The organism is Streptomyces yamdrokensis (genome assembly GCF_053890455.1).
The window spans coordinates 2,520,707-2,545,036 of record NZ_CM132679.1 but is presented as its reverse complement, the minus strand read 5'-3'; the positions used below and the strand labels follow the sequence as shown (position 1 = coordinate 2,545,036).

Genomic DNA, 24,330 nt, shown 5'->3' with positions numbered 1-24,330 from the left:
TCCGACCGTTCCCGAAGACTTCCGAAGACTTCTGACGACTTCCGTTCTCGCTACCCGTTTCGACGAGGAAGGCACGGCCGCCGCACGTGAGGGACACACGAGAGAGCCGGCTGCTCCTGGTGCTGCTGATCACCACCGCTTTCGCACTGATCACGGTGGACATCCGCGGCGGAGAGGATTCCCCGGTCGACGGTGCCCGACAGGCCGCGGCCACGGTCTTCGGCCCGATCGAGAACGGGGTCTCCGGCGCGGTCGACCCGATCGGCAACGCGGTCGCCGCGGTCCGTGACTCCGGCGACCGGCACGACCGGCTCGCCGAACTCGAGCGGGAGAACGCCGCGCTCAAGGCCGAACTCGGCAGCGACGACCGCAACCGCAGCAGGGCCGAGCAGCTCGACACGATGCTGAAGGTCGCCGGGCAGGGCCAGTACGGCATCAAGGGCGCTCAGGTCATCGCCATAGGAGCGGCCCAGGGGTTCTCCTGGACCATCACCATCGACGTCGGCGCGAACGACGGCATCGAGCGCGACATGACCGTCCTCAACGGCGACGGACTCGTCGGCCGGGTCACCACCGTCGGCCCGCACACCGCCACCGTGCTGCTCGCCAACGACCCCGACTTCACCGTCGGCACCCGCATGGAGGCCGGCGACGAACTCGGCTTCGCCTCCGGCCAGGGCGACCGGCCCCTGCGCGTCGAACTCCTCAACGGCAAGGCCGAGATCAAGAAGGGCGACCGGCTGGTCACCTTCGGCTCCCAGGCCGACAAGCCGTTCGTGCCCGGCGTTCCCGTCGGCACCGTCTCCCGCGTCGACCCCTCCGGCGGTGGCCTCACCCGCACCCTCTACGTCACGCCGTTCGTCGGCTTCACCAAGCTCGACGTCGTCGGCGTCGTCGTCCAGGCCCCCGAGAAGGACCCGCGCGACACGGTGCTGCCCGAGAAGCCGAAGCCGACGCCCACCCCGACCGTCACGGTGACCGTCACCCCGTCCGCCCCTGCCGACGGCCAGTACCAGCAAGAGCAGTAGGAGCTGTCACCCATGCGCGTCAACCGGATCCTGCTCTCCAGCTCACTGATCGTCGTCGCCCTGGTGGTCCAGGTGAGCGTCCTCGCCCGCCTCCACCTCCCGGGTGCCGTCCCCGACCTGCTCCTCCTCACCGTCCTCGGCCTCGCCCTGGTCTACGGCCATGTCGGCGGCTCCCTCATCGGCTTCGGCGCCGGACTCCTCGCCGACCTCGCGCCGCCCGCCGACCACGCCGTCGGCCGCTACGCCCTCGTGCTGTGCGTCATCGGCTACCTCGCCGGACTGGTCAAGCCCGAGTCCGGCCAGGTGAGATCGGCGAGTGGCCCCATGACCGTGGTGGTCGCCGCCGCGGTCGGCTCCACCCTGCTCTACGCCGGCGTGGGCGCCCTCGTCGGTGACACCGCCGCCCGCCATGTCGGCCTCGGCGGACTGCTCTTCAGCGCCGCCCTGTACGACCTGCTGCTCGCCCCGTTCGTCGTCCCCGGCGTCATGGCCCTGGCCCGCCGGGCCGAGAACGATCCGCTCGCCGAGACCAGCTCCGCCAAGTCCGGCGACGTCGCCTCCGGCTGGAGCTCCGGCGGCACCGGGCTGCGCATCGGCGCCCAGCGGGGCCTTCGCGTGAAGGCGGCGCGGGCACGGGTGGCGCGGGCCGGCCGCATCAAGGGGGTCAAGCGCCTGTGACCCCGCACCACCTCACCGAGGGGGAGGAAGCCGCGTGACCAACTCCCACCCGTCTCCCACCACCACCCTCAACGGAATGGGCTGCGCCCATGAGTAACATCCCCGAGACCGGGCGCAGTACACGGGTGCAGATCCGGCTCGTCGTCATCCAGGTCCTCGTCCTCTCCCTCCTCGGCACCCTCGGCGGGCGCCTGTGGTACCTCCAGATCCGCGAAGGCGCCGAGTACGCCAAGGAGGCCTCCGGCAACCACGTCCAGCAGGTCGTCCAGCCCGCGGTCCGCGGCTCCATCCTGGACGCCCGCGGGGTGGCCCTCGCCGACAACGAGACCCGGCTGGTCGTCTCCGCCTCCCGCACCGAGCTGATGAAGATGCGCGACGACGGCGAGGCGGTCCTCACCAAGCTCGCCGGTGTCCTCGGCATGCCCGCCGAGGACGTCATGGAGAAGGTCCGGCTGTGCGACGCCGAGACCCCCCAGCCCTGCTGGAACGGCTCGCCGTACCAGCCCATCCCCATCACCGACGAGGCCACCGCCAAGCAGGCCCTGCAGATCCGCGAGCGCGCCGAGGACTTCCCCGGCATCAGCGCCGAGCCCCAGGCCGTACGCCGGTACGCGGCCCCCGGACAGGCCAACACCGCCCAGGTCCTCGGCTACCTCTCGCCCGTCACCGACGAGGAACTCCAGAAGGCGCAGGACACCGACTCGCCGTACCTGCGCTCCGACCAGGTCGGCCGCTCCGGCCTCGAGCGCCAGTACGACAAGGAGCTGCGCGGCAAGGCCGGCGTCACCCGCTACGAGGTGGACAACCTCGGCCGCGTCATCGGCGAGGCCCAGGCCGACCCCGCCGAACCCGGCGCCAACCTCGTCACCAGCATCGACGCCCGCGTCCAGCGGGTCGCCGAGTACGAACTGAACGAGGCGATGAAGGCCGCCCGCAAGGAGATGGACCGCAACACCAACCGCCTCTACGAGGCCGACTCCGGTGCCATCGTCGTCATGGAGGCCAAGACCGGCCGGGTCGTCGCCATGGCCTCCAACCCGAGCTACGACCCCAACGCCTGGGTCGGCGGCATCTCCGGCAAGGACTACGCGAGCCTGACCGGCAAGGACTCCAACTACCCGCTGCTCAACCGCGCCATCCAGGGCGTGTCGGCGCCCGGCTCCATCTTCAAGGTCATCCCGACCGCCGCGGCGGTCAACGCCGGGTACTCCTTCGACGGCCCCTACGAATGCTCCAGCTCGTACTCCATCGGCGGCCAGGTCTTCAAGAACTTCGAGTCCCAGAACCACGGCCGGATCAGCCTCGGCCGTGCCCTCGAGGTCTCCTGCGACACCGTCTTCTACCGCCTCGCCCACGAGGAGTGGAAGCGCGACGGCGGCAACAAGCCGAAGAAGAACGCCGAGGACTGGTTCTACAAGACCTCCCACCAGTTCGGCCTCGGCGAGCTGACCGGCATCGACCTGCCCAACGAGGTCACCGGCCGTGTCCCCGACCGCCAGTGGAAGCGCGACTACTGGGAGGCCAACAAGGACGCCTGGTGCAAGTCCGGCAAGAAGGGCGGCAGCTACGTCGAGCAGATCGCCTACGAGAACTGCCTCGAAGGCAACCGCCTGCGTGCCGGTGACTCCGTCAACTACTCCATCGGCCAGGGCGACACCCTCGTCACCCCCATCCAGATGGCCTCCGTCTACGCGGCCCTCTCCAACGGCGGCACGCTCTACCAGCCCACCGTCGGCAAGGCCGTCATCAGCCCCGACGGCAAGAAGGTCACGGAGATCGAGCCCGAGGCGCAGAGCAAGCTGCCGGTCACCAAGAAGACCCTCGCCGAGATAGACGGCGCCCTCGAGGGAGTCGCCACCCGCGGTACGGCCGCCTGGCGGTTCGGCGGCTGGCCGCAGGACGAGATCCCGATGCACGCCAAGACCGGCACCGCGGAGGTCTACGGCAAGCAGACCACCTCCTGGTTCGCCACCTACACCGAGGACTACTCGATCGTCATGACGATCTCCCAGGGTGGTACCGGCTCCGGTGCCTCGGGTCCCGCCGTGCGCAACGTCTACAACGCGCTGTACGGGGTCTCCCCGGACGGCGTCATCGACGAGAGGAAGGCACTGCTGCCCACCCCGCAGAAGACGCTGCCCAAGGTCAGGACGGACGGCACCATCCTCTCCCCGAAGGTCTCCAAGGACCCGGCCAAGGAACAGCGGGCCGCCGCGGAGGGCGAGCAGGCACCCGACGGACTGTCCCAGGAACAGGGCGCGACCACGACCACATCCCCGCCCGCCAACCGCGACACCCGCCGCCGCGACGCACGACGGGGCGGCTTTCGGCGGGGCGGCGTCCGGGCACGCCGCACGGCAGGCCGGAGGTCGGCGCCATGACCGGCGGAGTCAACAGCTTCCACGTCTCCGGATACGGACCCGAGCGGGCCGGCTGGACGCGGCTCTTCGCCCGCGACTCCCCGGCCCGGCGCCTCGACTGGCCGATACTGCTCTCGGCGATCGCCCTGTCGCTGCTCGGCTCCCTCCTGGTCTACTCGGCGACCCGCAACCGCACCGACATCAACCAGGGCGACCCGTACTACTTCCTGGTCCGGCACTGGCTGAACACCGGCATCGGCCTGGCCCTGATGATCGCCATGCTCTGGCTCGGCCACCGCACCCTGCGCACCGCCGTGCCGGTCCTCTACGGCGCCTCGGTGCTGCTGATCCTGCTGGTGCTCACCCCGCTGGGCTCCACCATCAACGGCGCCCACTCCTGGATCAAGCTCGGCGGCGGCTTCTCGGTCCAGCCGTCCGAGTTCGTGAAGCTCACGATCATCCTGGGCATGGCGATGCTCCTCGCCGCCCGGGTCGACGCGGGCGACAAGCCCTACCCCGACCACCGCACGGTCCTGCAGGCACTCGGACTGGCCGCCGTCCCCATGGTGATCGTGATGCTGATGCCCGACCTCGGGTCGGTCATGGTCATGGCCGTCATCGTGCTCGGCGTCCTGCTCGCCTCCGGTGCCTCCAACCGGTGGGTCCTCGGCCTGATCGGCGCCGGCGTGGCCGGCGCGGTCACCGTCTGGCAGCTCGGGGTGCTCGACGAGTACCAGATCAACCGCTTCGCCGCCTTCGCCAACCCCGAGCTCGACCCCGCAGGCGTCGGCTACAACACCAACCAGGCCCGCATCGCCATCGGCTCCGGCGGTCTCACCGGCTCCGGGCTCTTCGAGGGCTCGCAGACCACCGGCCAGTTCGTGCCCGAGCAGCAGACCGACTTCGTCTTCACCGTCGCCGGGGAGGAACTCGGCTTCGTCGGCGGCGGACTCATCATCGTCCTGCTCGGCGTCATCCTGTGGCGTGCCTGCCGCATCGCCCGCGACACCACCGACCTGTACGGCACCGTCGTCGCCGCCGGCATCGTCGCCTGGTTCGCCTTCCAGTCCTTCGAGAACATCGGCATGACCCTCGGCATCATGCCGGTCACGGGTCTGCCCCTGCCGTTCGTGTCCTACGGCGGCTCGTCGATGTTCGCGGTGTGGCTGGCCGTGGGCCTCCTGCAGTCGATCAGACTGCGACGCCCGCTGTCCGCGTAACCCGGCCACCAGGCCCTTTCGGCCGACCCGGTTTCTCCGGCACCGACCGGGGAAACCGGGTTGGTGGGACCACCGGCCACGAAGAGATTGCGGGTCATGGCGGACACAAAACGTGAAATCGAGCGCAAGTACGAGTCCGGTGAGCGGGGACTCCCCGACCTGACCGGCGTCCCGGGAGTCGAGTCCGTCGTCGACCGGGGCGTGACCCACCTGGACGCCACCTACTACGACACCGCCGACGAGCGCCTCGCCGCCGCCTCCCTCACCCTGCGCAGACGCACCGGCGGCTCCGACGCCGGCTGGCACCTGAAGTTCCCCGTCGCCCCCGGGGTGCGCGACGAGATCCACGCCCCACTCTCCGACGCCCTCCCGGAGAGCCTCGCCCGGCTCGTCCGCTCCCGCGTCCGCGACACCGAACTGAAGCCCGTGGTCCGGCTGCGCTCCGACCGGGACCTGCGCCACCTCCTCGACGCCGACGGCCGGCTCCTCGCCGAGATCAGCGTCGACACGGTGCGCGCCGAACGCCTCACCGGCCACGGCGGCACCGCGCGGTGGACCGAGATCGAGGTCGAACTCGCCGACGGCAGCGACCCCGCCTTCCTCGACAAGGTCGGCAAACGGCTCCGCAAGGCGGGCGTACGCCCCTCGAAGGCCGCGTCCAAACTGGCCCGCGCCCTCGCCGAGACCGCGCCCCCGGCCGGCCTTCCCGAAAAAGCCGCGCCCGCTCCCGCACCCGCCCCGGCCGCGGCACCGAAGCGCAAGCACCGCAGCCGCCCGGTCGGCGAACCCGTCGACGCCGGCGACCACGTCCTCGCCTACGTCCGCGCCCAGCGGGACGCGCTCGTCGAACTCGACCCCGCCGTACGCCAGGACGTACCCGACTCCGTGCACCGCATGCGGGTCGCCACCCGCCGCCTGCGCAGCACCTTCCGCTCCTTCGGCTCCGTCCTGGACCGGGAGACCACCGACCCGATCGGCGCCGACCTGAAGTGGCTGGCCGCCGAGCTCGGCCTGGACCGCGACCAGGAAGTACTCGCCGAGCGCCTGACCTCGGCCCTGGGCGAACTGCCCGACACCCTCGTCCTCGGCGCCGTCCGCGAACGACTGGCCTCCTGGTCCGAGGCCGGCCACCGCGGAGCCCACAGCGAGGTCAACGCCGTCCTCGACTCCCGCCGCTACTTCTCCCTGCTCGACAGCCTCGACAGCCTGCTGGCCGACCCTCCCCTGCGGAAGAAGGCCGCCCGCGACCCCGGGAAGGTGCTCACCAAGGCCGTGAGCAAGGACCTCGCCAAGGTGTCCGACCTCGTCGCCCGGGCACTGGACCTGCCGCCCGGCCACGACCGCGACGTCGCCGTGCACGAAGCCCGCAAGAAGACCAAGCGCACCCGCTACGCCGCCGAGGCCGCCGCCCCGGCCCTCAAGGGCCCCGCCAAGGGCCTGGTCAAGGACATGAAGACGCTCCAGAGCCTGCTCGGCGACCACCAGGACAGCGTCATGGCCCGCCAGACCCTGCGCGAACTGTCCGCCGTCGCCCACGCGGCGGGGGAGAGCGCCTTCACCTACGGCCTGCTCCACGGACACGAGGAGCGCCGGGCGGAGATCGTCGAGGCGGCCCTCCCGGAAACCTGGAAGCGGATCAGGAACAGCACCGCCTTCTGACGCCGGGCCCGCCGCGGGCCGTGCGGGGGACCTCTCCGGCCGGGTTAGGCTGGATGGTCCCCCCGCCCGCACACAAAGGTTCCCGAGATGCCTGCCGAAGCCGCCGAGGCCGCTGAGTCTGTGTTTCCGCAGCTCGAAGCTCTGCTCCCGCATGTGCAGAAGCCGATCCAGTACGTCGGCGGAGAGCTCAACTCCACGGTCAAGCCTTGGGACAGCTGTGACGTCCGCTGGGCGCTCATGTACCCCGACGCGTACGAGGTCGGGCTCCCCAACCAGGGCGTCATGATCCTCTACGAGGTGCTCAACGAGCAGGACGGCGTCCTCGCCGAGCGCACCTACAGCGTCTGGCCGGACCTGGAGGAACTGATGCGCGAGCACCACGTCCCCCAGTTCACGGTCGACAGCCACCGCCCGGTCGGGGCCTTCGACGTGTTCGGCCTGAGCTTCTCCACCGAGCTCGGCTACACCAACATGTTCGCCGCCCTGGACCTCGCCGGCATCCCGCTCGAGGCCCGGGACCGCGGCCCGGACGACCCGATCGTCATGGCCGGCGGCCACGCCGCGTTCAACCCCGAGCCGATCGCCGACTTCATCGACTGCGCCGTCATCGGCGACGGCGAGCAGGCCGTCCTCGAGGTCACCCGGATCATCCGCGCCTGGAAGGAGGAGGGCCGCCCCGGCGGCCGCGAGGAACTCCTCTTCCGCCTGGCCAGGACCGGCGGCGTGTACGTCCCCGGTTTCTACGACGTCGAGTACCTCCCCGACGGCCGGATCGCCCGCGTCGTACCGAACAGGTCGGGCGTGCCGTGGCGCGTCTCCAAGCACACGGTGATGGACCTCGACGAGTGGCCCTACCCCAAGCAGCCCCTCGTCCCGCTCGCCGAGACGGTCCACGAGCGCATGTCGGTGGAGATCTTCCGCGGCTGCACCCGCGGCTGCCGTTTCTGCCAGGCCGGCATGATCACCCGCCCGGTCCGCGAGCGCTCCATCACCGGCATCGGCGACATGGTCGAGAAGGGCCTCAAGGCCACCGGCTTCGAAGAGGTCGGCCTCCTGTCCCTCTCCTCCGCCGACCACTCGGAGATCGGAGACATCGCCAAGGGCCTCGCCGACCGCTACGAAGAGGACAAGATCGGCCTCTCGCTGCCCTCCACCCGCGTCGACGCCTTCAACGTCGACCTGGCCAACGAGCTGACCCGCAACGGCCGCCGCTCCGGCCTCACCTTCGCCCCCGAGGGCGGCTCGGAGCGCATGCGCAAGGTCATCAACAAGATGGTCTCCGAGGACGACCTGATCAGGACCGTCGCCACGGCCTACGGCAACGGCTGGCGCCAGGTGAAGCTCTACTTCATGTGCGGTCTGCCCACCGAGACCGACGACGACGTCCTCCAGATCGCCGACATGGCGATGAACGTCATCCAGAAGGGCCGCGAGGTCTCCGGCTCGGGCGACATCCGCTGCACCGTCTCCATCGGCGGTTTCGTCCCCAAGCCGCACACCCCCTTCCAGTGGGCCCCGCAGCTGTCGGCCGAGGAGACGGACGCCCGCCTGACCAAGCTGCGCGACAAGATCCGCGGCGACAAGAAGTACGGCCGCTCCATCGGCTTCCGCTACCACGACGGCAAGCCCGGCATCATCGAGGGCCTGCTCTCCCGCGGCGACCGCCGCGTCGGCGCGGTCATCCGCGCGGTCTACGAGGACGGCGGCCGCTTCGACGGCTGGCGCGAGCACTTCTCCTACGACCGCTGGATGCGTTGCGCGGACAAGTCCCTCGCGCGGTTCGGCGTGGACGTCGACTGGTACACCACCCGCGAACGCACCTACGAGGAGGTCCTCCCCTGGGACCACCTCGACTCCGGCCTCGACAAGGACTGGCTCTGGGAGGACTGGCAGGACGCCCTCGACGAGACGGAGGTCGAGGACTGCCGCTGGACCCCGTGCTTCGACTGCGGCGTGTGTCCTCAGCTCGACACCAGTATTCAAATCGGACCAACTGGTAGGAAGTTGCTGCCGCTGACGGTCAAGAACGCGGCGTCGGCTCCCAGCGGGGCGACGTCCTGAGCCGTCGTCCACGAGACGTCCAGTGGGCCCACTCCCGGACATCGGGGTGGGCCCACCGGCGTTCGCGGCCCGCGGTGGTGACGCGGTGTTACGGCCGTGCGGTGTCGGGCGTCGGTACCGGTACCGGTGGCTGTACGGGTGCCGTTTCGGGCGGACGGGTGGTGAGGAGGGGCGGGAGGGCGGCCTCGAGGTCGTCCAACGCCCTTCTGGCGACGGCGATGCGGGTGCGCAGATCCCCGTCGGGCACCGGGACGACGGGCACCGGAACCCGGGCGGGGGCCGGGAGGACGTCGGGGGCGGGGGACTGTTCGTGTTCCAGTTCGCGGGCCTCGTCCAGGGAGCTGATGACGACTCCGATCAGGACGTTGACCAGGACGAACGAGGCGATCAGCACGTAGGAGGCGTAGTAGACGATGCTCCAGCGGGAGATCTCCAGACCCGCGTGGACCGCGTCCCCGAGGCCGTCCAGGGTCATCAGCAGGAAGAGGGTGAGGACGGCGCGGCCGAGAGAGCCGTACTGGCCCGGGTTCGCCTCGCCGAAGAAGACCCAGCCGACCATGGCGTAGACGTACAGCAGGAGCGCGCCCACCAGCAGGAAGCTGATGGTGCCGGGCAGGCTGCGGGCCACCGCCACGATGACGATGCGCAGTTGGGGCAGGAAGCGGGCGGTGCGCAGGACGCGGGCGAGGCGCAGGAGCCGCAGGACGGTGGTGTTCTCGCGGACGACGGGGAGGAACGCGCAGGCGACGACGGCGAGGTCGAAGACGTTCCAGGGGTCGCGGAAGAAGTCGCGGGGGCGGTCGGCGTGGGCGCAGGCGCGTACGGCTATCTCGGCGGTGAAGGCGGCGAGGCAGAGGTGTTCGGCGAGGCGTAACCAGCGGTGCCAGTCCGCGGCGAGTCCGCTGTAGGTCTCGGCTCCGAGGAGGACCGCGTTGACGATGATCAGGGTGAAGACGGACAGGGCGAACCAGCGGGCTTCGGTGAGGGCGCGGGCTCTCTCCGCCAGGACGCGGCGCGGGGGCCGGGACCGGGGCGGCCGGGGCATGGCGCCCATGGGGGCAGGGTGGTCGTTCATCGTGCTTTATCTGCTCCTTCGTGCCGCGCGTCATGCCCGAGGTGCGGACGGGCCGGCGGGTTCGCGCGGCGGTGACACTCCAGAGCCGATTTCTACAGCATTGTAGATTCGCGGGTGCCCGATGCGGGAGGGTGACGCGTCGGCCCGGCACCGGTGCATCCGAACGGCCTGCCGGGGCGTCTACTCCTGCATGGACCTGGAGAAGCCGGACGCGGAGAGACCGACACCGCCCGTACCGCCGCCTCCGCGGCGGCAGCCGGAGGCGGCGGGTGAGGGACCCGGGGCGGGGGGTGAGGGGTGCCTGGTCGTGGCGATCCGCCTGCCGGTGCGGATCGTCGTGTTCCTCGTGGTCCTGCCGGTGCGTCTGGTGTGGGACGCGTGTGCCGTCGCCGCGCGGTGGCTGGGCCGCACCGTGTTCCGTCCGCTCGGGCGGGCGCTGCTGTGGATCGGGCGCGCGGTGTTCGTGTGGCCGCTGGTCGGGCTGTGGCGGTACGTCCTCGTGCCGCTCGGCAGGGCGCTCGCGTGGCTCGGGAACCTGGTGGTCGTCGTGCCCGCCGGGTGGCTGTACCGGTACGTGCTCGTGCCGCTCGGGCACGCGCTGGTGTGGCTGTACGCGCGCGTGCTGACGCCCTTCGGGCACGGCGTGATGTGGGTGCTGCGCGGGATCGTGGCCGTCTGTGCCGCGATCGGCCTCGGGGTGTTCGCGGCCCTCGCCCGGCTCACGCGGTATCTGGTCGTCGTGCCCTGTGCCTGGCTGTACAAGTGGGTGCTCACGCCCGTCGGGCATGCCGTCGCCTGGTGTGCGAAGGGGCTGGCGGGACTGGTGGGCATGCTCGTCACCGGCATCGGCGTGGGGCTGTACTGGATCACCCGGATCCTGTTCGTGCTGCCGCTGCTCGCCGTGTGGCGCTGGGTTCTGGCGCCGGTGGGGCGGGCGCTCGCCGTCGTCGCGCGGGAGATCCGGGACGCCCTCGGACATGCCTGGCGGGTCACCGGGTACATCTCGCTCGCGGTGGGGCGGTTTCTGAGGGACCTCTTCCGGTGGACCGTCGTGGAACCGGCGCGCTGGGTGTACGCACGCGTGCTGACACCGGTGGGGCATGTGGTGCGGGACGTGGTGCTGCGGCCCGCCGCCGCGGCGGGCCGTGCCGCGGGGCGGGCCGTACGGCAGTCCCTCGCCTCCGCCCGCGCGACGCTGCGGCAGGCGCGCGCCGACCTCGGCCGGGTGCTCGTCGGGGAACGGCGGCCGGCACCGGTGGAGAACCGGCGGGAACCTATCGGCGGCGACACGCGTACTCTTGGTAGCAGTACGACCGCACTCACGAAGGACTGAGCGACACTGGGCAAGCGACAGCCCGAAGGCCCGCCGCCCGCACCCGCGGTGCAGCGCATCCGACTGCGTTACACCAAGCGCGGCCGCCTCCGGTTCACCAGCCACCGTGACTTCCAGCGTGCCTTCGAGCGCGCGCTGCGCCGCGCCGAGGTGCCGATGGCGTACTCGGCGGGGTTCACGCCGCACCCGAAGGTGTCGTACGCCAATGCCGCACCCACCGGCACGGGCAGTGAGGCGGAGTACCTCGAGATCGCGCTCACCCAGGAGCGCGACCCGGAACTGCTCAGAACGCTCCTCGACGAGTCGCTGCCCACGGGCCTCGACGTCGTGGAGGCGGCCGAGGTCCGTACCCCGGGGCTCGCCGACCGGCTCACGGCCTCGGTGTGGGAGCTGCGGCTGGACGGTGTCGACGCAGAGGAGGCCCGCCGAGCGGTGGACGCCTTCAACGCGGCCGGAACCGTCGAGGTACAGCGCCGGACGAAGAACGGCGTCCGTACGTTCGACGCCCGCTGTGCGGTCGTGGATCTGGAGAGCGTGGAAACGCCCTCTTCACCGGCCGATAGGCCGACCGGCCGCCCCTGTGCGATACTGCGGCTGGTTGTTCGGCACGTGACGCCTGCCGTTCGACCCGACGACGTCCTGTCCGGTCTCCGCGCCGTGGCCGATCTGGCGCCGCCGGTCCCCGCAGCGGTGACCAGGCTGGCGCAGGGGCTGCTCGATGAAGAGACCAGCACGGTGACCGACCCGCTCGCGCCCGACCGCGAGGCAGCAGCGACCGAGCCGCAACCGGCCGGTGCCACTGCCACCGCGACGGTGCCGGCGTAAGGAAGGTCCCGCGTAGGGACGGACGTCGTAGCGCCGCCCTCGTACCTCGGGAGCCACCCGGGTCGGGCAGCGCACCCACCACAAGACTTTCGCCAGGCCGTGCGCATTCGGTGTACGGAACCGGTGAGACAGGACACAGAGAGCTCCCGTGCGGCGCCCGCGCCCCGGACGGCGGTAACCGCGCTTCGCGCGAACCGCGGACGTCACCGGCATCGCCGGACCAGGTGCGGCGCCCGGGAGCCTGACGGGAGAAACCCCCGCATGCTCGAACCGACCGAGCCCACAGAGGGCTCCGAACCGAACAGCCCCAGCGACACCCTGCCGCCGCGCCGTCGGCGCCGGGCCGCGTCACGGCCGGCCGGCCCGCCCGCGGCGGCCCCCGGCACGACGGACCCGGCGACCGCCCCGGCCATACCGGCCGACGAGTCCGCCCGATCCCTCGATCCGCTCGAGGAGAACGACGAGCTCGAGGCGGCGGAGGGCACCGGGAGCGAGACGGCCGCGGCACCCGCGCCGGTCGTGGAGCCGGTGGCGGACCGGGCCGAGGCCCCGGCCGACGTGGACGACGCCGCTCCGCGCAGGCGCCGACGGGTCGCGCGCCGCCCGGCCTCGTCCGCGGGCGCGCCGGAGGCCGCGCAGGCCGCCGAGACCGTCGTACCGGCGATTGAGACCCCGGCCGCGCCGGACGCCCCGGCCGTCGAGCCCGCCTCGGACGCCGGTCCGGCCACTCCGGCCGCGGACGCGGCCCCGCCGCGGGCGCGCCGTCGTGCCACGCGCCGCGTGACCTCGCCGACGGCCCCCGCCGCCGGGACCACCGAAGCGGCACGAGCCACCGCGAGTGCCGAGAGCGCCGTGAGCGCGGACGGCCCGCAGGCCGCCGAGACCGTCGTACCGGCGATTGAGACCCCGGCCGCGCCGGACGCCCCGGCCGTCGAGCCCGCCGCGGACGCCGATCCGGCCACTCCGGCCGCGGACGCGGCCCCGCCGCGGGCGCGCCGTCGTGCCACGCGCCGCGTGACCTCGCCGACGGCCCCCGCCGCCGGGACCACCGAAGCGGCACGAGCCACCGCGAGTGCCGAGAGCGCCGTGAGCGCGGACGGCCCGCAGGCCGCCGACACCGCGGTCGCTTCGGACACCGCCCCCCTCACGGACACCGCCGCCGCGGACACCGCCGAGGCCGCCGTCGCCGACGACGCGGCTCCCCGTCGTACCCGGCGTCGCACCTCGCGTCGTGCCTCCGCGCCCGCGACCGCCGAGACGGCGCAGGCCGGCCCGTCCGCCGAGGCCGCCGCCTCCCCCGCCGAGGAGGCGCAGGCCCCCGTGACCGAGACCACCGGAGAGACCCCCACGTCCCCCGGGACCCCCACGACGTCCGAGACTCCCACGACGTCCGAGACTCCCACGACGTCCGAGACTCCCGGGGCGCCCGACGCGGACGACGCCGCTCCGCGCCGTCGTCGTCGTGCCGTCCGCAAGGCCGCCGCCGGATTCGCCGAGCCCGCCCGGCCCGCCGCAGGGTCCGCCGAGGCCGAGCCGTCGAAGCGTCCCGCGCGTCCCGCGGTCGCCGTCTTCCAGGCTCCGGTGTTCACCGAGCCCCAGTTCCAGACCCCGGAGCGGGCCGCCGCCGAAGCGGCCGCAGAGGCCGTCGGCCCGGTGGAGCCCGATGAGCCCGAGGCGACCGAGGAGCTCTCGGAGGAGCAGCCCGCCCCCCGGCGTCGCCGCCGTCGCCGTGGCGCCGTGGAGGAGACCGACACGGCACCGGACGCCCAGGCCGATTCCGCCGGCGCCGGCAGCACCCGTACCGAGCCCGCCCCCGAGGCCCGCACCGAGGAGGAGGCCGACGAGGACGCGGACGCCGACGAACAGGCCGAGGACCACGCGGACGACGACCAGGACGACAACGAGGGCGCCGGTTCCCGTCGCCGTCGCCGCCGGGGCGGCCGTCGCCGCAGGCGCGGCGAGTCCGCCGAGGGCGACGCCGAGGGTGACGAGCCCGGGGCCGACGCCGAGCGGGACGCCGAGGACACCGCCGACGACGCGGAGGACACCGACGAGCCGGCCGAGGACCATGACGACTCGGGCGCCGCGGGCGGCTCCAGCAGCAGCCGGCGCCGTCGTCGCCGGCGCCGCCGGGCCGGGGACGGCGGCGGTGAGTCCGCCGAGGCCTCCACCGACGACCCCGAGCGCACCGTCGTCAAGGTCCGCGAGCCGCGCAAGGCCTTTGAGCCGTCGGACGAGGTGCAGTCCATCAAGGGCTCCACCCGCCTGGAGGCGAAGAAGCAGCGCCGCCGGGAAGGCCGTGAGCAGGGCCGCCGGCGCGTCCCGATCATCACCGAGGCCGAGTTCCTGGCCCGCCGCGAGGCCGTCGAGCGCGTCATGGTGGTCCGGCAGTACGGCGACCGCACGCAGATCGGCGTCCTGGAGGACGGCGTGCTCGTCGAGCACTACGTCAACAAGGAACAGGCCACCTCGTACGTCGGCAACGTGTACCTCGGCAAGGTGCAGAACGTGCTGCCGTCGATGGAGGCCGCCTTCATCGACATCGGCAAGGGCCGCAACGCCGTTCTCTACGCCGGCGAGGTCAACTTCGAGGCGCTGGGCATGGCCAACGGCCCGCGCCGGATCGAGGCCGCGCTGAAGTCCGGCCAGTCGGTTCTCGCCCAGGTGACGAAGGACCCGATCGGACACAAGGGCGCCCGTCTGACCAGCCAGGTCTCCCTCCCGGGCCGCTACCTCGTGTACGTCCCCGAGGGCTCGATGACCGGCATCAGCCGCAAGCTGCCCGACACCGAACGGGCCCGGCTGAAGACCATCCTCAAGAAGGTCGTCCCCGAGGACGCGGGCGTCATCGTGCGCACCGCCGCCGAGGGCGCGAGCGAGGACGAGCTGCGCCGTGACGTCGAGCGGCTGCAGGCGCAGTGGGAGGACATCAAGAAGAAGTCCAGGAGCGGCGGCAGCTCGAACGCGCCGACGCTGCTGTACGGCGAGCCGGACATGACCGTCCGGGTCGTGCGGGACATCTTCAACGAGGACTTCTCCAAGGTCGTCGTCAGTGGCGACGAGGCGTGGGAGACCGTCCACGGGTACGTCGCGCACGTCGCGCCCGACCTGGCCGACCGGCTGCAGAGGTGGACCAGCGAGGTCGACGTCTTCGCCACGTACCGGATCGACGAGCAGCTCGCCAAGGCGCTGGACCGCAAGGTCTGGCTGCCCAGCGGCGGTTCGCTGGTGATCGACCGGACCGAGGCGATGGTCGTCATCGACGTCAACACCGGCAAGTTCACCGGTCAGGGCGGCAACCTCGAGGAGACGGTCACCAGGAACAACCTGGAGGCGGCCGAGGAGATCGTGCGCCAGCTGCGGCTGCGCGACCTCGGCGGCATCATCGTCATCGACTTCATCGACATGGTCCTGGAGTCCAACCGGGACCTGGTGCTGCGGCGCCTGCTCGAGTGCCTGGGCCGGGACCGTACGAAGCACCAGGTCGCCGAGGTGACCTCGCTGGGCCTGGTGCAGATGACCCGCAAGCGGGTCGGCCAGGGTCTGCTGGAGTCGTTCTCCGAGACCTGCGTCCACTGCAACGGGCGCGGGGTCATCGTCCACCTGGACCAGCCCACCTCCACCGGAGGCGGAGGCGGCGGCAAGCGCAGGAAGCGGGCGCGGGCCGGGGCCGGGGAGCACATCCACGAGCACGAGGCCGACGTCGCCCTGACGGCGGAGCAGGAGGCGGAGGCGGAGTCGGAGGCCGAGGTCGCCGCCGAGGTGGCCGAGCCGGTCGCGCTACCGGCGCCCGAGTACGTCCCCGACGAGGAGCTGTACAGCAGCGCCGCCGAGGCGGAGGCCGCGGCCACCCGCGGACGCGGCCGCCGCCGGGCGAGCCGGAGGGCCTCGGCCCCGGCCGGCGCGCCGAGGCGCGAGGAGCGCCGTCGCGAGCCGGCCGCCGTCGAGGAGCCGGTCGCCGCGGAGGAGCCGGTGGCGGAGGTGCCGACGGCCCAGGACACGACGGCCGCCCAGGAGGCCGCGCGTCCCGTGCAGCCGGAGCCGGCCTCGGAGGCGCACGCCGGGCCGGTCGCCGCAGAGGACCCGGTCGTCGAGGCACCCGCCGAGGCACCGGCGGCCGAGGAGGCCGCTCCCAAGGGCCGTACGCGTCGTCGGGCCACCCGCAAGGTGTCCGCGCCGGCCGGTTCCCCGGCGGGTGCCGAGGCCGCGGTGGTGACGGTCGCGGAGACCTCGTCCGCAACCGTCCCGTCGGAGCCCGAGAAGGCGCCGGAGCAGGTCTCGGCCGAGGCGCCCGAGGCGGCGGCCGGGACCGCCGCGCCGCCGCGCCCGCGCCGCCGCGCGGTGCGCAAGCCGACCGTGTCCACCGCGTCCGAGGATGCGGCCGTCGTGGTCGTCCCGTCGGCCACGGCGGACCGGGCGTCAGCGGTGGACGAGGCGTCAGCGGTCACCGCTGACGCGGAAGTCGCCGGGGAGGCCGCCGACGAGACGGCTCCGGCCAGGAAGACCGCCCGCGCGGCGGCCAAGAAGGCCACGGCGAAGAAGGCCGCCACGAAGAAGACGACGGCCAAGAAGGCGACGGCCAAGAAGACGGCTACGAAGAAGACCGCCGCCAAGAAGACGACGGCCAAGAAGGCGGCGGCCAAGACCACCAAGTCGGCCGCGAAGAAGACGACGGCGAAGAAGACCGCGGCAGCGGCTCAGCAGTCGTCGCCCTCGGTCACGGCGTCGACGGAGGACTGATCAGGGCCCGCCCGGCAGGGCGGCACGCGGAGAGGCGCGGACACCGGTGACACCCGGTGTCCGCGCCTCTCCGCGTTTCGTTTCCCTGGCCGTCCCTGTGGCCGTCCCCGGCCGTCCCCGGCGCCGGACCTCGAACGCCGGCCCGGCCCCGGCATCACGCCGTGCAGTTCGGACAGGTGCCGCGGTACGTCAGCTCGACGTCGGAGACCGTGTATCCGAAGCGTTCCGACTCGGGGAGGGCCGAGAGGGCGTCGCCCGTCGGGTGCACGTCGCGGATCGTTCCGCAGCGGTCGCAGAGCAGGTGGTGATGGGGACGGTGCGCATTCGGGTCGTAGCGCGTGGCACGGTGGTCGGTCGGGACCTCGGTGAGCTCGCCGAGGGCCACCAGTTCGCCCAGAGTGTTGTAGACCGTGGCGCGGGAGATCTCGGGCAGCCGCTCCGTCGCGCGCGCGTGCACCTCGTCGGCGGTCAGGTGGACGTGGTCTCCGCCGAGCACCTCGGCCACGACACGCCGCTGCGCGGTCAGGCGCCAGCCGCGTTCCCGAAGCCTCTTCAAGAGATCACTCATACCGTCACCCTAACCAGCGGTGGAACCCATCTCAAGAACAGGTATGGTTCTGAAAGTCGCCTTGACTTAGACCATGTCCAACGTAGGGTGTTGCCGACGCGAGCCGCGGAGCGGCTTGCGCGGACACTCGGACGACCAGGACCGCAGGCCTTGATCCCAAGCGAAGAACCACTCACCGAGGAGCGAGCTTTGACCGAGAACAACCAGAAGCCGTTGACCACGGCTGCCGGCGCACCGGTTGCCGACAACCAGAACTCCCTGACGGCCGGCCCGCGCGGTCCGATGCTCCTGCAGGACGTCTGGTTCCTGGAGAAGCTCGCGCACTTCGACCGTGAGGTCATCCCGGAGCGCCGGATGCACGCCAAGGGCTCGGGCGCGTTCGGCACCTTCACGGTGACCCACGACATCACGCAGTACACGAGCGCGAAGATCTTCTCCGAGATCGGCAAGAAGACCGACCTGTTCGTCCGGTTCTCCACCGTCGCGGGCGAGCGCGGCGCGGCCGACGCCGAGCGCGACATCCGCGGCTTCGCCCTGAAGTTCTACACGGACGAGGGCAACTGGGACCTGGTCGGGAACAACACCCCGGTCTTCTTCTTCCGCGACCCGCTGAAGTTCCCGGACCTCAACCGCGCGGTGAAGCGCGACCCGCGCACCAACCTCCGCGACGCCGAGAACAACTGGGACTTCTGGACCAACCTCCCCGAGGCCCTGCACCAGATCACGATCGTGATGTCCGACCGCGGCATCCCCGCCTCGTACCGGCACATGCACGGCTTCGGCTCGCACACCTACAGCCTGATCAACGCCGAGGGCGAGCGGTTCTGGGTCAAGTTCCACCACCGCACCCAGCAGGGCATCAAGAACCTCACCGACGCCGAGGCCGAGGCCCTCGTCGGCAAGGACCGCGAGTCCCACCAGCGCGACCTCTTCGACGCGATCGAGGACGGCGACTTCCCGAAGTGGAAGATGTTCATCCAGGTCATGCCGGAGGCCGACGCCGAGAACTACCGCTTCCACCCCTTCGACCTGACCAAGGTCTGGTCGAAGAAGGACTACCCGCTGATCGAGGTCGGCGAGTGGGAGCTCAACCGCAACCCCGAGAACTACTTCGCGGACGTCGAGCAGGCAGCCTTCACCCCGGCGAACGTGGTTCCGGGCATCAGCTACTCGCCCGACAAGATGCTGCAGGGCCGGCTCTTCTCCTACGGTGACGCCCAGCGCTACCGCCTCGGCGTGAACCACCACCAGATCCCCGTCAACGCCGCGAAGAACCCGGTGAACACCTACCACCGCGACGGCGCCATGAGGGTCGACGGCAACCAGGGAGCCACCCCGGGCATCGAGCCCAACTCGTACGGACGCTGGCCGGAGCAGCCGGCCTATCGCGAGCCGAGCCAGGCCGTGGGCGCCGTCGCCGACCGGTTCAACTTCCGCGAGGACGACGACAACTACTTCGAGCAGCCCGGGAACCTGTTCCGCCTGATGAGCTCCGAGCAGCAGCAGGTTCTCTTCGAGAACACGGCGCGTGCCATCAACGGCGCGTCGGAGCAGACCGTCGCACGGCACATCGCCAACTGCACCAAGGCCGACCCGGCCTACGGCGAAGGCGTCCGCAAGGCGATCGAGGCCCTGGCCGCCGGCAGCCTCTGAGACCCGCTCAAGGGGGCGTGCTCCGCGCCCCCGCACCGTACCCGGCGCCGGGCCGTCCGCGCCCCCGCGCCGGGGCGGGCACAGCCACCGCCCGACCACCCTCACGGGCACGACCAGCAAAACCGCTCGATCGGGAGAGATGCGCATGGGCAGGGACGGTCTGACGGCTGAGCAGACGGAACGCGTCATCGCCATCGCCATGGAACTGGCCCGGGAGGGCGACACCGGGGAACTGGTGGGGTTCGTGGAGCACGGGCTGCCGGTGAACACGGCCGACGCGGACGGCAACACCCTGCTCATGCTCGCCGCCTATCACGGCCACGCCGACACCGTGCGGGCCCTGATCCGGCTCGGCGCCGACCCGGATCTGCGCAACGCCCGGGACCAGGCCCCCCTCGCCGGCGCCCTGTTCAAGGGCGCGGACGAGGTGGTCGGGGTACTGCGGGAGGCCGGCGCGGATCTGGACTCCGGCACGCCGACCGCGCGGGCCGCGGCGTCCATGTTCGGCCGCGCCCACCTGCTCGCGGGCTGATCCGCCGGGGGCCGCGCGCGGTCCGTCACCGTGACCGCTCGGACCGGACCCGGTTTGACCGGTCAGGCCATGTCCCCGTAACCTTGACCGTCGGCGTGTCCATCGGGACCGCCACATTCCCGTAAACCTCTTCCTCCCGGGTGCATGGACTGGCTCGGGAGAGGTTGCCCGCGTGTCTGTACTGTCGGGCGGCTGGCCTGCGGGGTGCCGTTCTTCGAGTGAGAGAGAGATCCGCGTGTACGCCATCGTGCGCAGCGGTGGTCGCCAGCACAAGGTTGCTGTCGGCGACATCGTTGAGGTTGACAAGATTTCCACCGCCAAGGTCGGTGACACGGTCGAGCTCTCGACCCTGCTCCTCGTCGACGGCGATGCCGTGACCAGCGACCCCTGGGTGCTGGGCGGCGTCAAGGTCCAGGCCGAGGTCGTGGACCACCACAAGGGCCAGAAGATCGACATTCTGCGCTACAAGAACAAGACCGGCTACCGCCGTCGTCAGGGCCACCGCCAGCAGTACACGGCGATCAAGGTCACTGAGATCCCCACGGCTGCGAAGTAAGGGACTGAGGAGAGATGGCACACAAGAAGGGCGCATCGTCCACCCGGAACGGTCGCGACTCCAATGCCCAGCGGCTCGGCGTGAAGCGCTTCGGCGGTCAGGTCGTCAACGCGGGTGAGATCCTCGTCCGCCAGCGTGGCACCCACTTCCACCCGGGCGCCGGCGTCGGCCGTGGTGGCGACGACACGCTGTTCGCGCTGGCGGCCGGTTCGGTGCAGTTCGGCACCCACCGTGGCCGCAAGGTCGTGAACATCGTTCCGGTCGCCTGATCGGAAGCTTTCGCGAGGCGGACCTCACTTCCCTGGCGGGAAGGCGGGTCCGCCTTTCGCGTGTTAACCAGGAAACACGTACGTACGTACACCTCACTGTCTCTGGAGGCACCCCACATGACCACCTTCGTGGACCGCGTCGAGCTGCATGTCGCCGCGGGTAGCGGAGGTCACGGCTGTGCCTCCGTCCACCGTGAGAAGTTCAAGCCGCTGGGCGGACCCGACGGCGGGAACGGCGGGCGGGGCGGCGATGTGATCCTCACCGTCGACCAGTCCGTGACCACGCTGCTCGACTACCACCACTCCCCGCACCGCAAGGCCACCAACGGCAAGCCCGGCGAGGGCGGCAACCGCAGCGGCAAGGACGGCCAGGACCTGGTCCTGCCGGTGCCGGACGGGACCGTCGTCCTGGACAAGGCGGGCAACGTGCTCGCCGACCTGGTGGGGCACGGGACCTCGTACATCGCCGCCCAGGGCGGCCGGGGCGGGCTCGGGAACGCCGCCCTCGCCTCCGCGCGGCGCAAGGCGCCCGGGTTCGCGCTGCTCGGTGAGCCGGGGGACCTGCGGGACATCGGCCTGGAGCTGAAGACCGTCGCCGATGTGGCCCTGGTCGGCTATCCGAGCGCGGGCAAGTCCTCGCTGATCTCCGTGCTCTCCGCCGCCAAGCCCAAGATCGCCGACTATCCGTTCACCACCCTCGTGCCCAACCTGGGGGTCGTCACCGCCGGTTCGACCGTCTACACCATCGCCGACGTGCCGGGGCTCATCCCGGGCGCGAGCCAGGGCAAGGGCCTCGGGCTCGAGTTCCTGCGGCACGTGGAGCGGTGCAGCGTGCTCGTGCACGTGCTGGACACGGCGACGCTGGAGTCCGACCGCGACCCCGTATCCGACCTCGACATCATCGAGGAGGAGCTGCGGCAGTACGGCGGTCTCGACAACCGCCCCCGCATCGTCGTCCTCAACAAGACCGACGTGCCGGACGGCAGGGACCTCGCCGAGATGGTGCGCCCCGATCTGGAGGCACGCGGCTACCGCGTCTTCACGGTGTCCGCCGTCGCCCACCTCGGGCTGCGGGAACTGTCGTTCGCGCTGGCCCAGCTGGTGGCCGAGGAGCGGGCCGCCCGCCCGAAGGAGGAGTCCACGCGCATCGTCATCCGGCCGAAGGCCGTGGACGACGCCGGGTTCACCGTCACCCGCGAGGACGAGGGCCTGTTCCGGGTGCGGGGCGAGAAGCCCGAACGATGGGTCCGCCAGACCGACTTCAACAACGACGAGGCCGTCGGCTACCTCGCCGACCGGCTCAACCGGGTCGGTGTGGAAGCGGCGCTGATGAAGGCCGGCGCCCGGTCCGGCGACGGTGTCGCCATCGGCCCCGAGGACAACGCGGTCGTCTTCGACTGGGAGCCCACGGTGACCGCCGGTGCGGAGATGCTCGGCCGGCGCGGCGAGGACCACCGTTTCGAGGAGCCCCGCCCGGCCGCCCAGCGCCGCCGCGACCGGCAGGCCGAACGGGACGAGGCCGAGCAGGCGTACGACGACTTCGACCCGTTCCGCGACAAGTCGTAGGGTTCGCAGGGCCGGTAGGGGACGAGGGACCGCTCCGGCGACGGGATTCCCGACCGTCGCCCGCCGCTCACCTCGAGGACCCGCCCGGGCAACGGGATGTTCCCGTGCCGGGGCGGGTTTTCTCTTGTCCGTCTCCTTGTCATGCACGCGCCCTTCCGGGTTCAGTGCGCGGACCGCCCGGAGCGAGAGCTTCCCCGTGTCCACGACGCATGCGAGGCAGGGGAGTTCGCCCATGTCCGGAGCAGTACCGCCCGACCGCCGCCGCGTTCTGACCGGCGCCGCCGTGGTCGGCGCTACGGCCCTCACCCAGCTGCGGCTGCCGGCCACCGCTCGCGCGGCGGAGCAAAAACCGTTGCCCGACGGTGTGTTCGGCCTGGGAGTAGCCTCCGGCGACCCGCTGCCCGACGGCATCGTGCTGTGGACCCGGCTGGCCCCCGACCCCCTGAACGGCGGGGGCATGCCGGACCGCACGGTACCCGTCGAGTGGCAGGTCGCCCGGGACCCCCGGTTCAGGTGGATCGTCCGCCGGGGCACCGCACAGGCCCGGCCCGCCCACGGGCACAGCGTCCACGTCGACGTACGCGGGCTGCGGCCGGACACCCGGTACTGGTACCGCTTCCGCGCCGACGGACAGCTCTCCCGCACCGGCCGCACCCGTACCGCGCCGCCCGCGCGGAGCACGGGCGGTCACCTGAGGGTCGCGCTCGCCTCCTGCCAGAACTGGCAGCACGGCTACTTCACGCCGTACGCCGACATGCTGCGGCAGGACCCGGACGTCGTCGTGTTCGTCGGCGACTACATCTACGAGTCCAACCCCTCGGCGACCGGCGTACGCCGTCACGAGGGCGGCGGGGAGCCGTACAGCCTGGTCCAGTACCGCAACCGGTACGCCCAGTACCGCTCGGACCCGGACCTCGCGGCGATGCACGCGAACGCGCCCTTCGTGGTCTCCTTCGACGACCACGAGATCGACAACGACTTCGCCGGCGAGATCCCGCAGGACCCCGGCAAGCAGCCGCACGACGCGTTCACGGCCCGGCTGACCGCGGGCTACCAGGCGTACTACGAGCACATGCCGGTCCGCGCGAGCGCGGTCCCGAACGGCCCGCACATCCGGATGCACCGCCGGCTGGAGTTCGGCCGGCTCGCCCGGCTCAACGTGCTGGACACCCGGCAGTACCGCAGCGACCAGGCGACCAGCCAGGAGGGCGCCCGGGACCCGTCGCTGACCATGCTCGGCGCCGCGCAGAAGCGGTGGCTGGTCGACGGACTGCGCCACTCGCCCGCCCGCTGGAACCTGATCGCCTCCCAGATCATGATGGCCGAGACCGACCTCCGGGTCGGTGAGGGCAAGCTCTGGTACTACGACGCCTGGGACGGCTACCAGAGCGAGCGCAACGCGCTGCTCCAGGAGTTCCGCCGGGTGAGCAACCCCGTCGTGCTCACCGGCGACCGCCATCTGACGATGATCAGCGACCTCAGGGAGGACTTCGCCGACCCGCGGTCCGCGGTCGTGGGCGCCGAGTTCGTCGGTACGTCCGTCTCCAGCAACGGCGACCAGGACCAGGCCGCCTTCCGCGCGCAGTGGGACCCGCGGCGTGCCGACAACCCGCACTGGAAACTGCTCGACGCCCACCGCGGGTACCACCTGTTCGACATCCGCCGGGACGGCATCGACGCGCGGGTGCGGGTGGTGGACACCGTGGTGGAGCCGCGGGCCACGCCGAGGACCCTGGCCAGGCTGCGGGTCGAGGCCGGCCGGCCCGGCGTGCACCTCGTCTGACCCCGCGGCCCGACGGGAGGGGCCCGGCACTCACGCGGGGCCCGGGCTCCTCCCACGGCATCCCCGGCGAACCGTTCTACCGTCCCTCGGCATGGACACGGAACGTACGCGAGAAGAACTCCCGGCCGCCGGCACCGCCGTCCCCCCGCTGCCCGCCGGCATCCGCCTGCTGCACATGGGCCCGCACGAGACCGGTACCACCGCCGTCCGGGGAGCGCTGTTCGCCGCGAAGGAGAAGACGGCGCGGCACGGCGTCGACTTCCCGGCGCACAGCGCTCCCCGGCCGGGGCCGTCCTCGCCGCCTGCGCCCGGCCCGCGATGACGGGGGACACCGCCCCCCACCGAGCGACACCGGCAGCGGCTGCTGGACCGGGTGCGGGCCACCGGCCGGCGCACCTCCGTGATCAGCGGCGAGTTCTTCGGC

At 71.8% G+C, this 24,330-nt stretch carries 18 protein-coding genes; 16 read left to right on the top strand and 2 right to left on the bottom strand.

Annotation, left to right across the window (positions count from 1 at the left end):
- The first annotated feature begins 86 nt into the window (after positions 1-86).
- From mreC to ACWZEH_RS10820, 6 genes are all read left to right on the top strand, one after another.
- The gene (gene mreC / locus ACWZEH_RS10845; protein WP_456197835.1) at positions 87-1,028 is read left to right on the top strand and encodes a rod shape-determining protein MreC; all 942 of its coding nucleotides are present in this window, start codon (positions 87-89) and stop codon (positions 1,026-1,028) included.
- Between the two features lie 12 nt (positions 1,029-1,040).
- The gene (gene mreD, locus ACWZEH_RS10840; RefSeq protein ID WP_456197833.1) at positions 1,041-1,706 is read left to right on the top strand and encodes a rod shape-determining protein MreD; all 666 of its coding nucleotides are present in this window, start codon (positions 1,041-1,043) and stop codon (positions 1,704-1,706) included.
- A gap of 89 nt (positions 1,707-1,795) precedes the next feature.
- On the top strand, positions 1,796-4,087 hold the full coding sequence (mrdA, locus tag ACWZEH_RS10835; protein ID WP_456197831.1) for a penicillin-binding protein 2: 2,292 nt from the start codon (positions 1,796-1,798) through the stop codon (positions 4,085-4,087).
- Complete coding sequence (gene rodA / locus ACWZEH_RS10830; protein ID WP_456197829.1) at positions 4,084-5,286, top strand: rod shape-determining protein RodA; 1,203 nt, start codon at positions 4,084-4,086, stop codon at positions 5,284-5,286. Before mrdA ends, rodA begins: the two co-directional genes overlap by 4 nt.
- A 96-nt stretch (positions 5,287-5,382) precedes the next feature.
- A complete protein-coding gene (locus tag ACWZEH_RS10825; RefSeq protein WP_456197828.1) occupies positions 5,383-6,945 on the top strand; it encodes a CYTH and CHAD domain-containing protein in 1,563 nt (520 codons plus the stop codon).
- Positions 6,946-7,032: 87 nt separating this feature from the next.
- A complete protein-coding gene (locus ACWZEH_RS10820; protein ID WP_456197826.1) occupies positions 7,033-9,006 on the top strand; it encodes a TIGR03960 family B12-binding radical SAM protein in 1,974 nt (657 codons plus the stop codon).
- Between the two features lie 88 nt (positions 9,007-9,094).
- Here the strand turns inward: ACWZEH_RS10820 and ACWZEH_RS10815 are convergent, their stop codons facing one another.
- Positions 9,095-10,081, bottom strand: a complete 987-nt coding sequence (locus tag ACWZEH_RS10815; RefSeq protein ID WP_456197824.1) for an ion transporter — start codon at positions 10,079-10,081, stop codon at positions 9,095-9,097.
- 190 nt (positions 10,082-10,271) lie between these two features.
- Here ACWZEH_RS10815 and ACWZEH_RS10810 point away from each other — a divergent pair, with 190 nt between their 5' ends.
- The 3 genes from ACWZEH_RS10810 to ACWZEH_RS10800 all read left to right on the top strand — a co-directional run bounded on the left by ACWZEH_RS10810 (position 10,272) and on the right by ACWZEH_RS10800 (position 16,979).
- The gene (locus tag ACWZEH_RS10810; protein WP_456197822.1) at positions 10,272-11,414 is read left to right on the top strand and encodes a hypothetical protein; all 1,143 of its coding nucleotides are present in this window, start codon (positions 10,272-10,274) and stop codon (positions 11,412-11,414) included.
- Positions 11,415-11,462: 48 nt separating this feature from the next.
- The gene (locus ACWZEH_RS10805) at positions 11,463-12,239 is read left to right on the top strand and encodes a TIGR03936 family radical SAM-associated protein (RefSeq protein WP_456197820.1); all 777 of its coding nucleotides are present in this window, start codon (positions 11,463-11,465) and stop codon (positions 12,237-12,239) included.
- A 261-nt stretch (positions 12,240-12,500) separates the two neighbouring features.
- Positions 12,501-16,979: an Rne/Rng family ribonuclease gene (locus ACWZEH_RS10800; protein WP_456197818.1), complete on the top strand. Its 4,479-nt coding sequence runs from the start codon at positions 12,501-12,503 to the stop codon at positions 16,977-16,979.
- 154 nt (positions 16,980-17,133) lie between these two features.
- Here ACWZEH_RS10800 and ACWZEH_RS10795 read toward each other — a convergent pair whose 3' ends face one another.
- On the bottom strand, positions 17,134-17,547 hold the full coding sequence (locus tag ACWZEH_RS10795) for a Fur family transcriptional regulator (RefSeq protein ID WP_456197816.1): 414 nt from the start codon (positions 17,545-17,547) through the stop codon (positions 17,134-17,136).
- A 189-nt stretch (positions 17,548-17,736) separates the two neighbouring features.
- Here ACWZEH_RS10795 and ACWZEH_RS10790 point away from each other — a divergent pair, with 189 nt between their 5' ends.
- From ACWZEH_RS10790 to ACWZEH_RS10760, 7 genes are all read left to right on the top strand, one after another.
- A complete protein-coding gene (locus tag ACWZEH_RS10790) occupies positions 17,737-19,200 on the top strand; it encodes a catalase (protein WP_456197814.1) in 1,464 nt (487 codons plus the stop codon).
- 145 nt (positions 19,201-19,345) lie between these two features.
- Positions 19,346-19,732, top strand: a complete 387-nt coding sequence (locus ACWZEH_RS10785; protein WP_456197812.1) for an ankyrin repeat domain-containing protein — start codon at positions 19,346-19,348, stop codon at positions 19,730-19,732.
- A gap of 235 nt (positions 19,733-19,967) precedes the next feature.
- Positions 19,968-20,288 carry a 50S ribosomal protein L21 gene (rplU, locus tag ACWZEH_RS10780; RefSeq protein ID WP_384012705.1) on the top strand — a complete coding sequence of 107 codons (321 nt, stop codon included), beginning with the start codon at positions 19,968-19,970 and terminating at the stop codon, positions 20,286-20,288.
- Between the two features lie 14 nt (positions 20,289-20,302).
- Positions 20,303-20,557, top strand: coding sequence for a 50S ribosomal protein L27 (gene rpmA / locus ACWZEH_RS10775; RefSeq protein WP_042172004.1), 255 nt, complete (start codon positions 20,303-20,305; stop codon positions 20,555-20,557).
- Positions 20,558-20,674: 117 nt separating this feature from the next.
- Positions 20,675-22,123: a GTPase ObgE gene (obgE, locus tag ACWZEH_RS10770; RefSeq protein WP_456197809.1), complete on the top strand. Its 1,449-nt coding sequence runs from the start codon at positions 20,675-20,677 to the stop codon at positions 22,121-22,123.
- 232 nt (positions 22,124-22,355) lie between these two features.
- Complete coding sequence (locus ACWZEH_RS10765; protein ID WP_456197807.1) at positions 22,356-23,906, top strand: alkaline phosphatase D family protein; 1,551 nt, start codon at positions 22,356-22,358, stop codon at positions 23,904-23,906.
- 91 nt (positions 23,907-23,997) lie between these two features.
- A complete protein-coding gene (locus tag ACWZEH_RS10760) occupies positions 23,998-24,228 on the top strand; it encodes a hypothetical protein (RefSeq protein ID WP_456197805.1) in 231 nt (76 codons plus the stop codon).
- The last annotated feature ends 102 nt before the right edge of the window (positions 24,229-24,330 follow it).

Excerpts from the sequence above, each read along its gene's own strand:
- ACWZEH_RS10795 (WP_456197816.1), bottom strand. The coding sequence starts at position 17,547 with ATGAGTGATCTCTTGAAGAGGCTTCGGGAACGCGGCTGGCGCCTGACC.
- mrdA (WP_456197831.1), top strand. The coding sequence starts at position 1,796 with ATGAGTAACATCCCCGAGACCGGGCGCAGTACACGGGTGCAGATCCGG.
- ACWZEH_RS10815 (WP_456197824.1), bottom strand. The coding sequence starts at position 10,081 with ATGAACGACCACCCTGCCCCCATGGGCGCCATGCCCCGGCCGCCCCGG.
- ACWZEH_RS10820 (WP_456197826.1), top strand. The coding sequence starts at position 7,033 with ATGCCTGCCGAAGCCGCCGAGGCCGCTGAGTCTGTGTTTCCGCAGCTC.
- ACWZEH_RS10810 (WP_456197822.1), top strand. The coding sequence starts at position 10,272 with ATGGACCTGGAGAAGCCGGACGCGGAGAGACCGACACCGCCCGTACCG.
- ACWZEH_RS10825 (WP_456197828.1), top strand. The coding sequence starts at position 5,383 with ATGGCGGACACAAAACGTGAAATCGAGCGCAAGTACGAGTCCGGTGAG.
- rodA (WP_456197829.1), top strand. The coding sequence starts at position 4,084 with ATGACCGGCGGAGTCAACAGCTTCCACGTCTCCGGATACGGACCCGAG.
- ACWZEH_RS10785 (WP_456197812.1), top strand. The coding sequence starts at position 19,346 with ATGGGCAGGGACGGTCTGACGGCTGAGCAGACGGAACGCGTCATCGCC.
- ACWZEH_RS10760 (WP_456197805.1), top strand. The coding sequence starts at position 23,998 with ATGGACACGGAACGTACGCGAGAAGAACTCCCGGCCGCCGGCACCGCC.
- rpmA (WP_042172004.1), top strand. The coding sequence starts at position 20,303 with ATGGCACACAAGAAGGGCGCATCGTCCACCCGGAACGGTCGCGACTCC.
- mreD (WP_456197833.1), top strand. The coding sequence starts at position 1,041 with ATGCGCGTCAACCGGATCCTGCTCTCCAGCTCACTGATCGTCGTCGCC.
- obgE (WP_456197809.1), top strand. The coding sequence starts at position 20,675 with ATGACCACCTTCGTGGACCGCGTCGAGCTGCATGTCGCCGCGGGTAGC.
- ACWZEH_RS10800 (WP_456197818.1), top strand. The coding sequence starts at position 12,501 with ATGCTCGAACCGACCGAGCCCACAGAGGGCTCCGAACCGAACAGCCCC.
- ACWZEH_RS10765 (WP_456197807.1), top strand. The coding sequence starts at position 22,356 with ATGTCCGGAGCAGTACCGCCCGACCGCCGCCGCGTTCTGACCGGCGCC.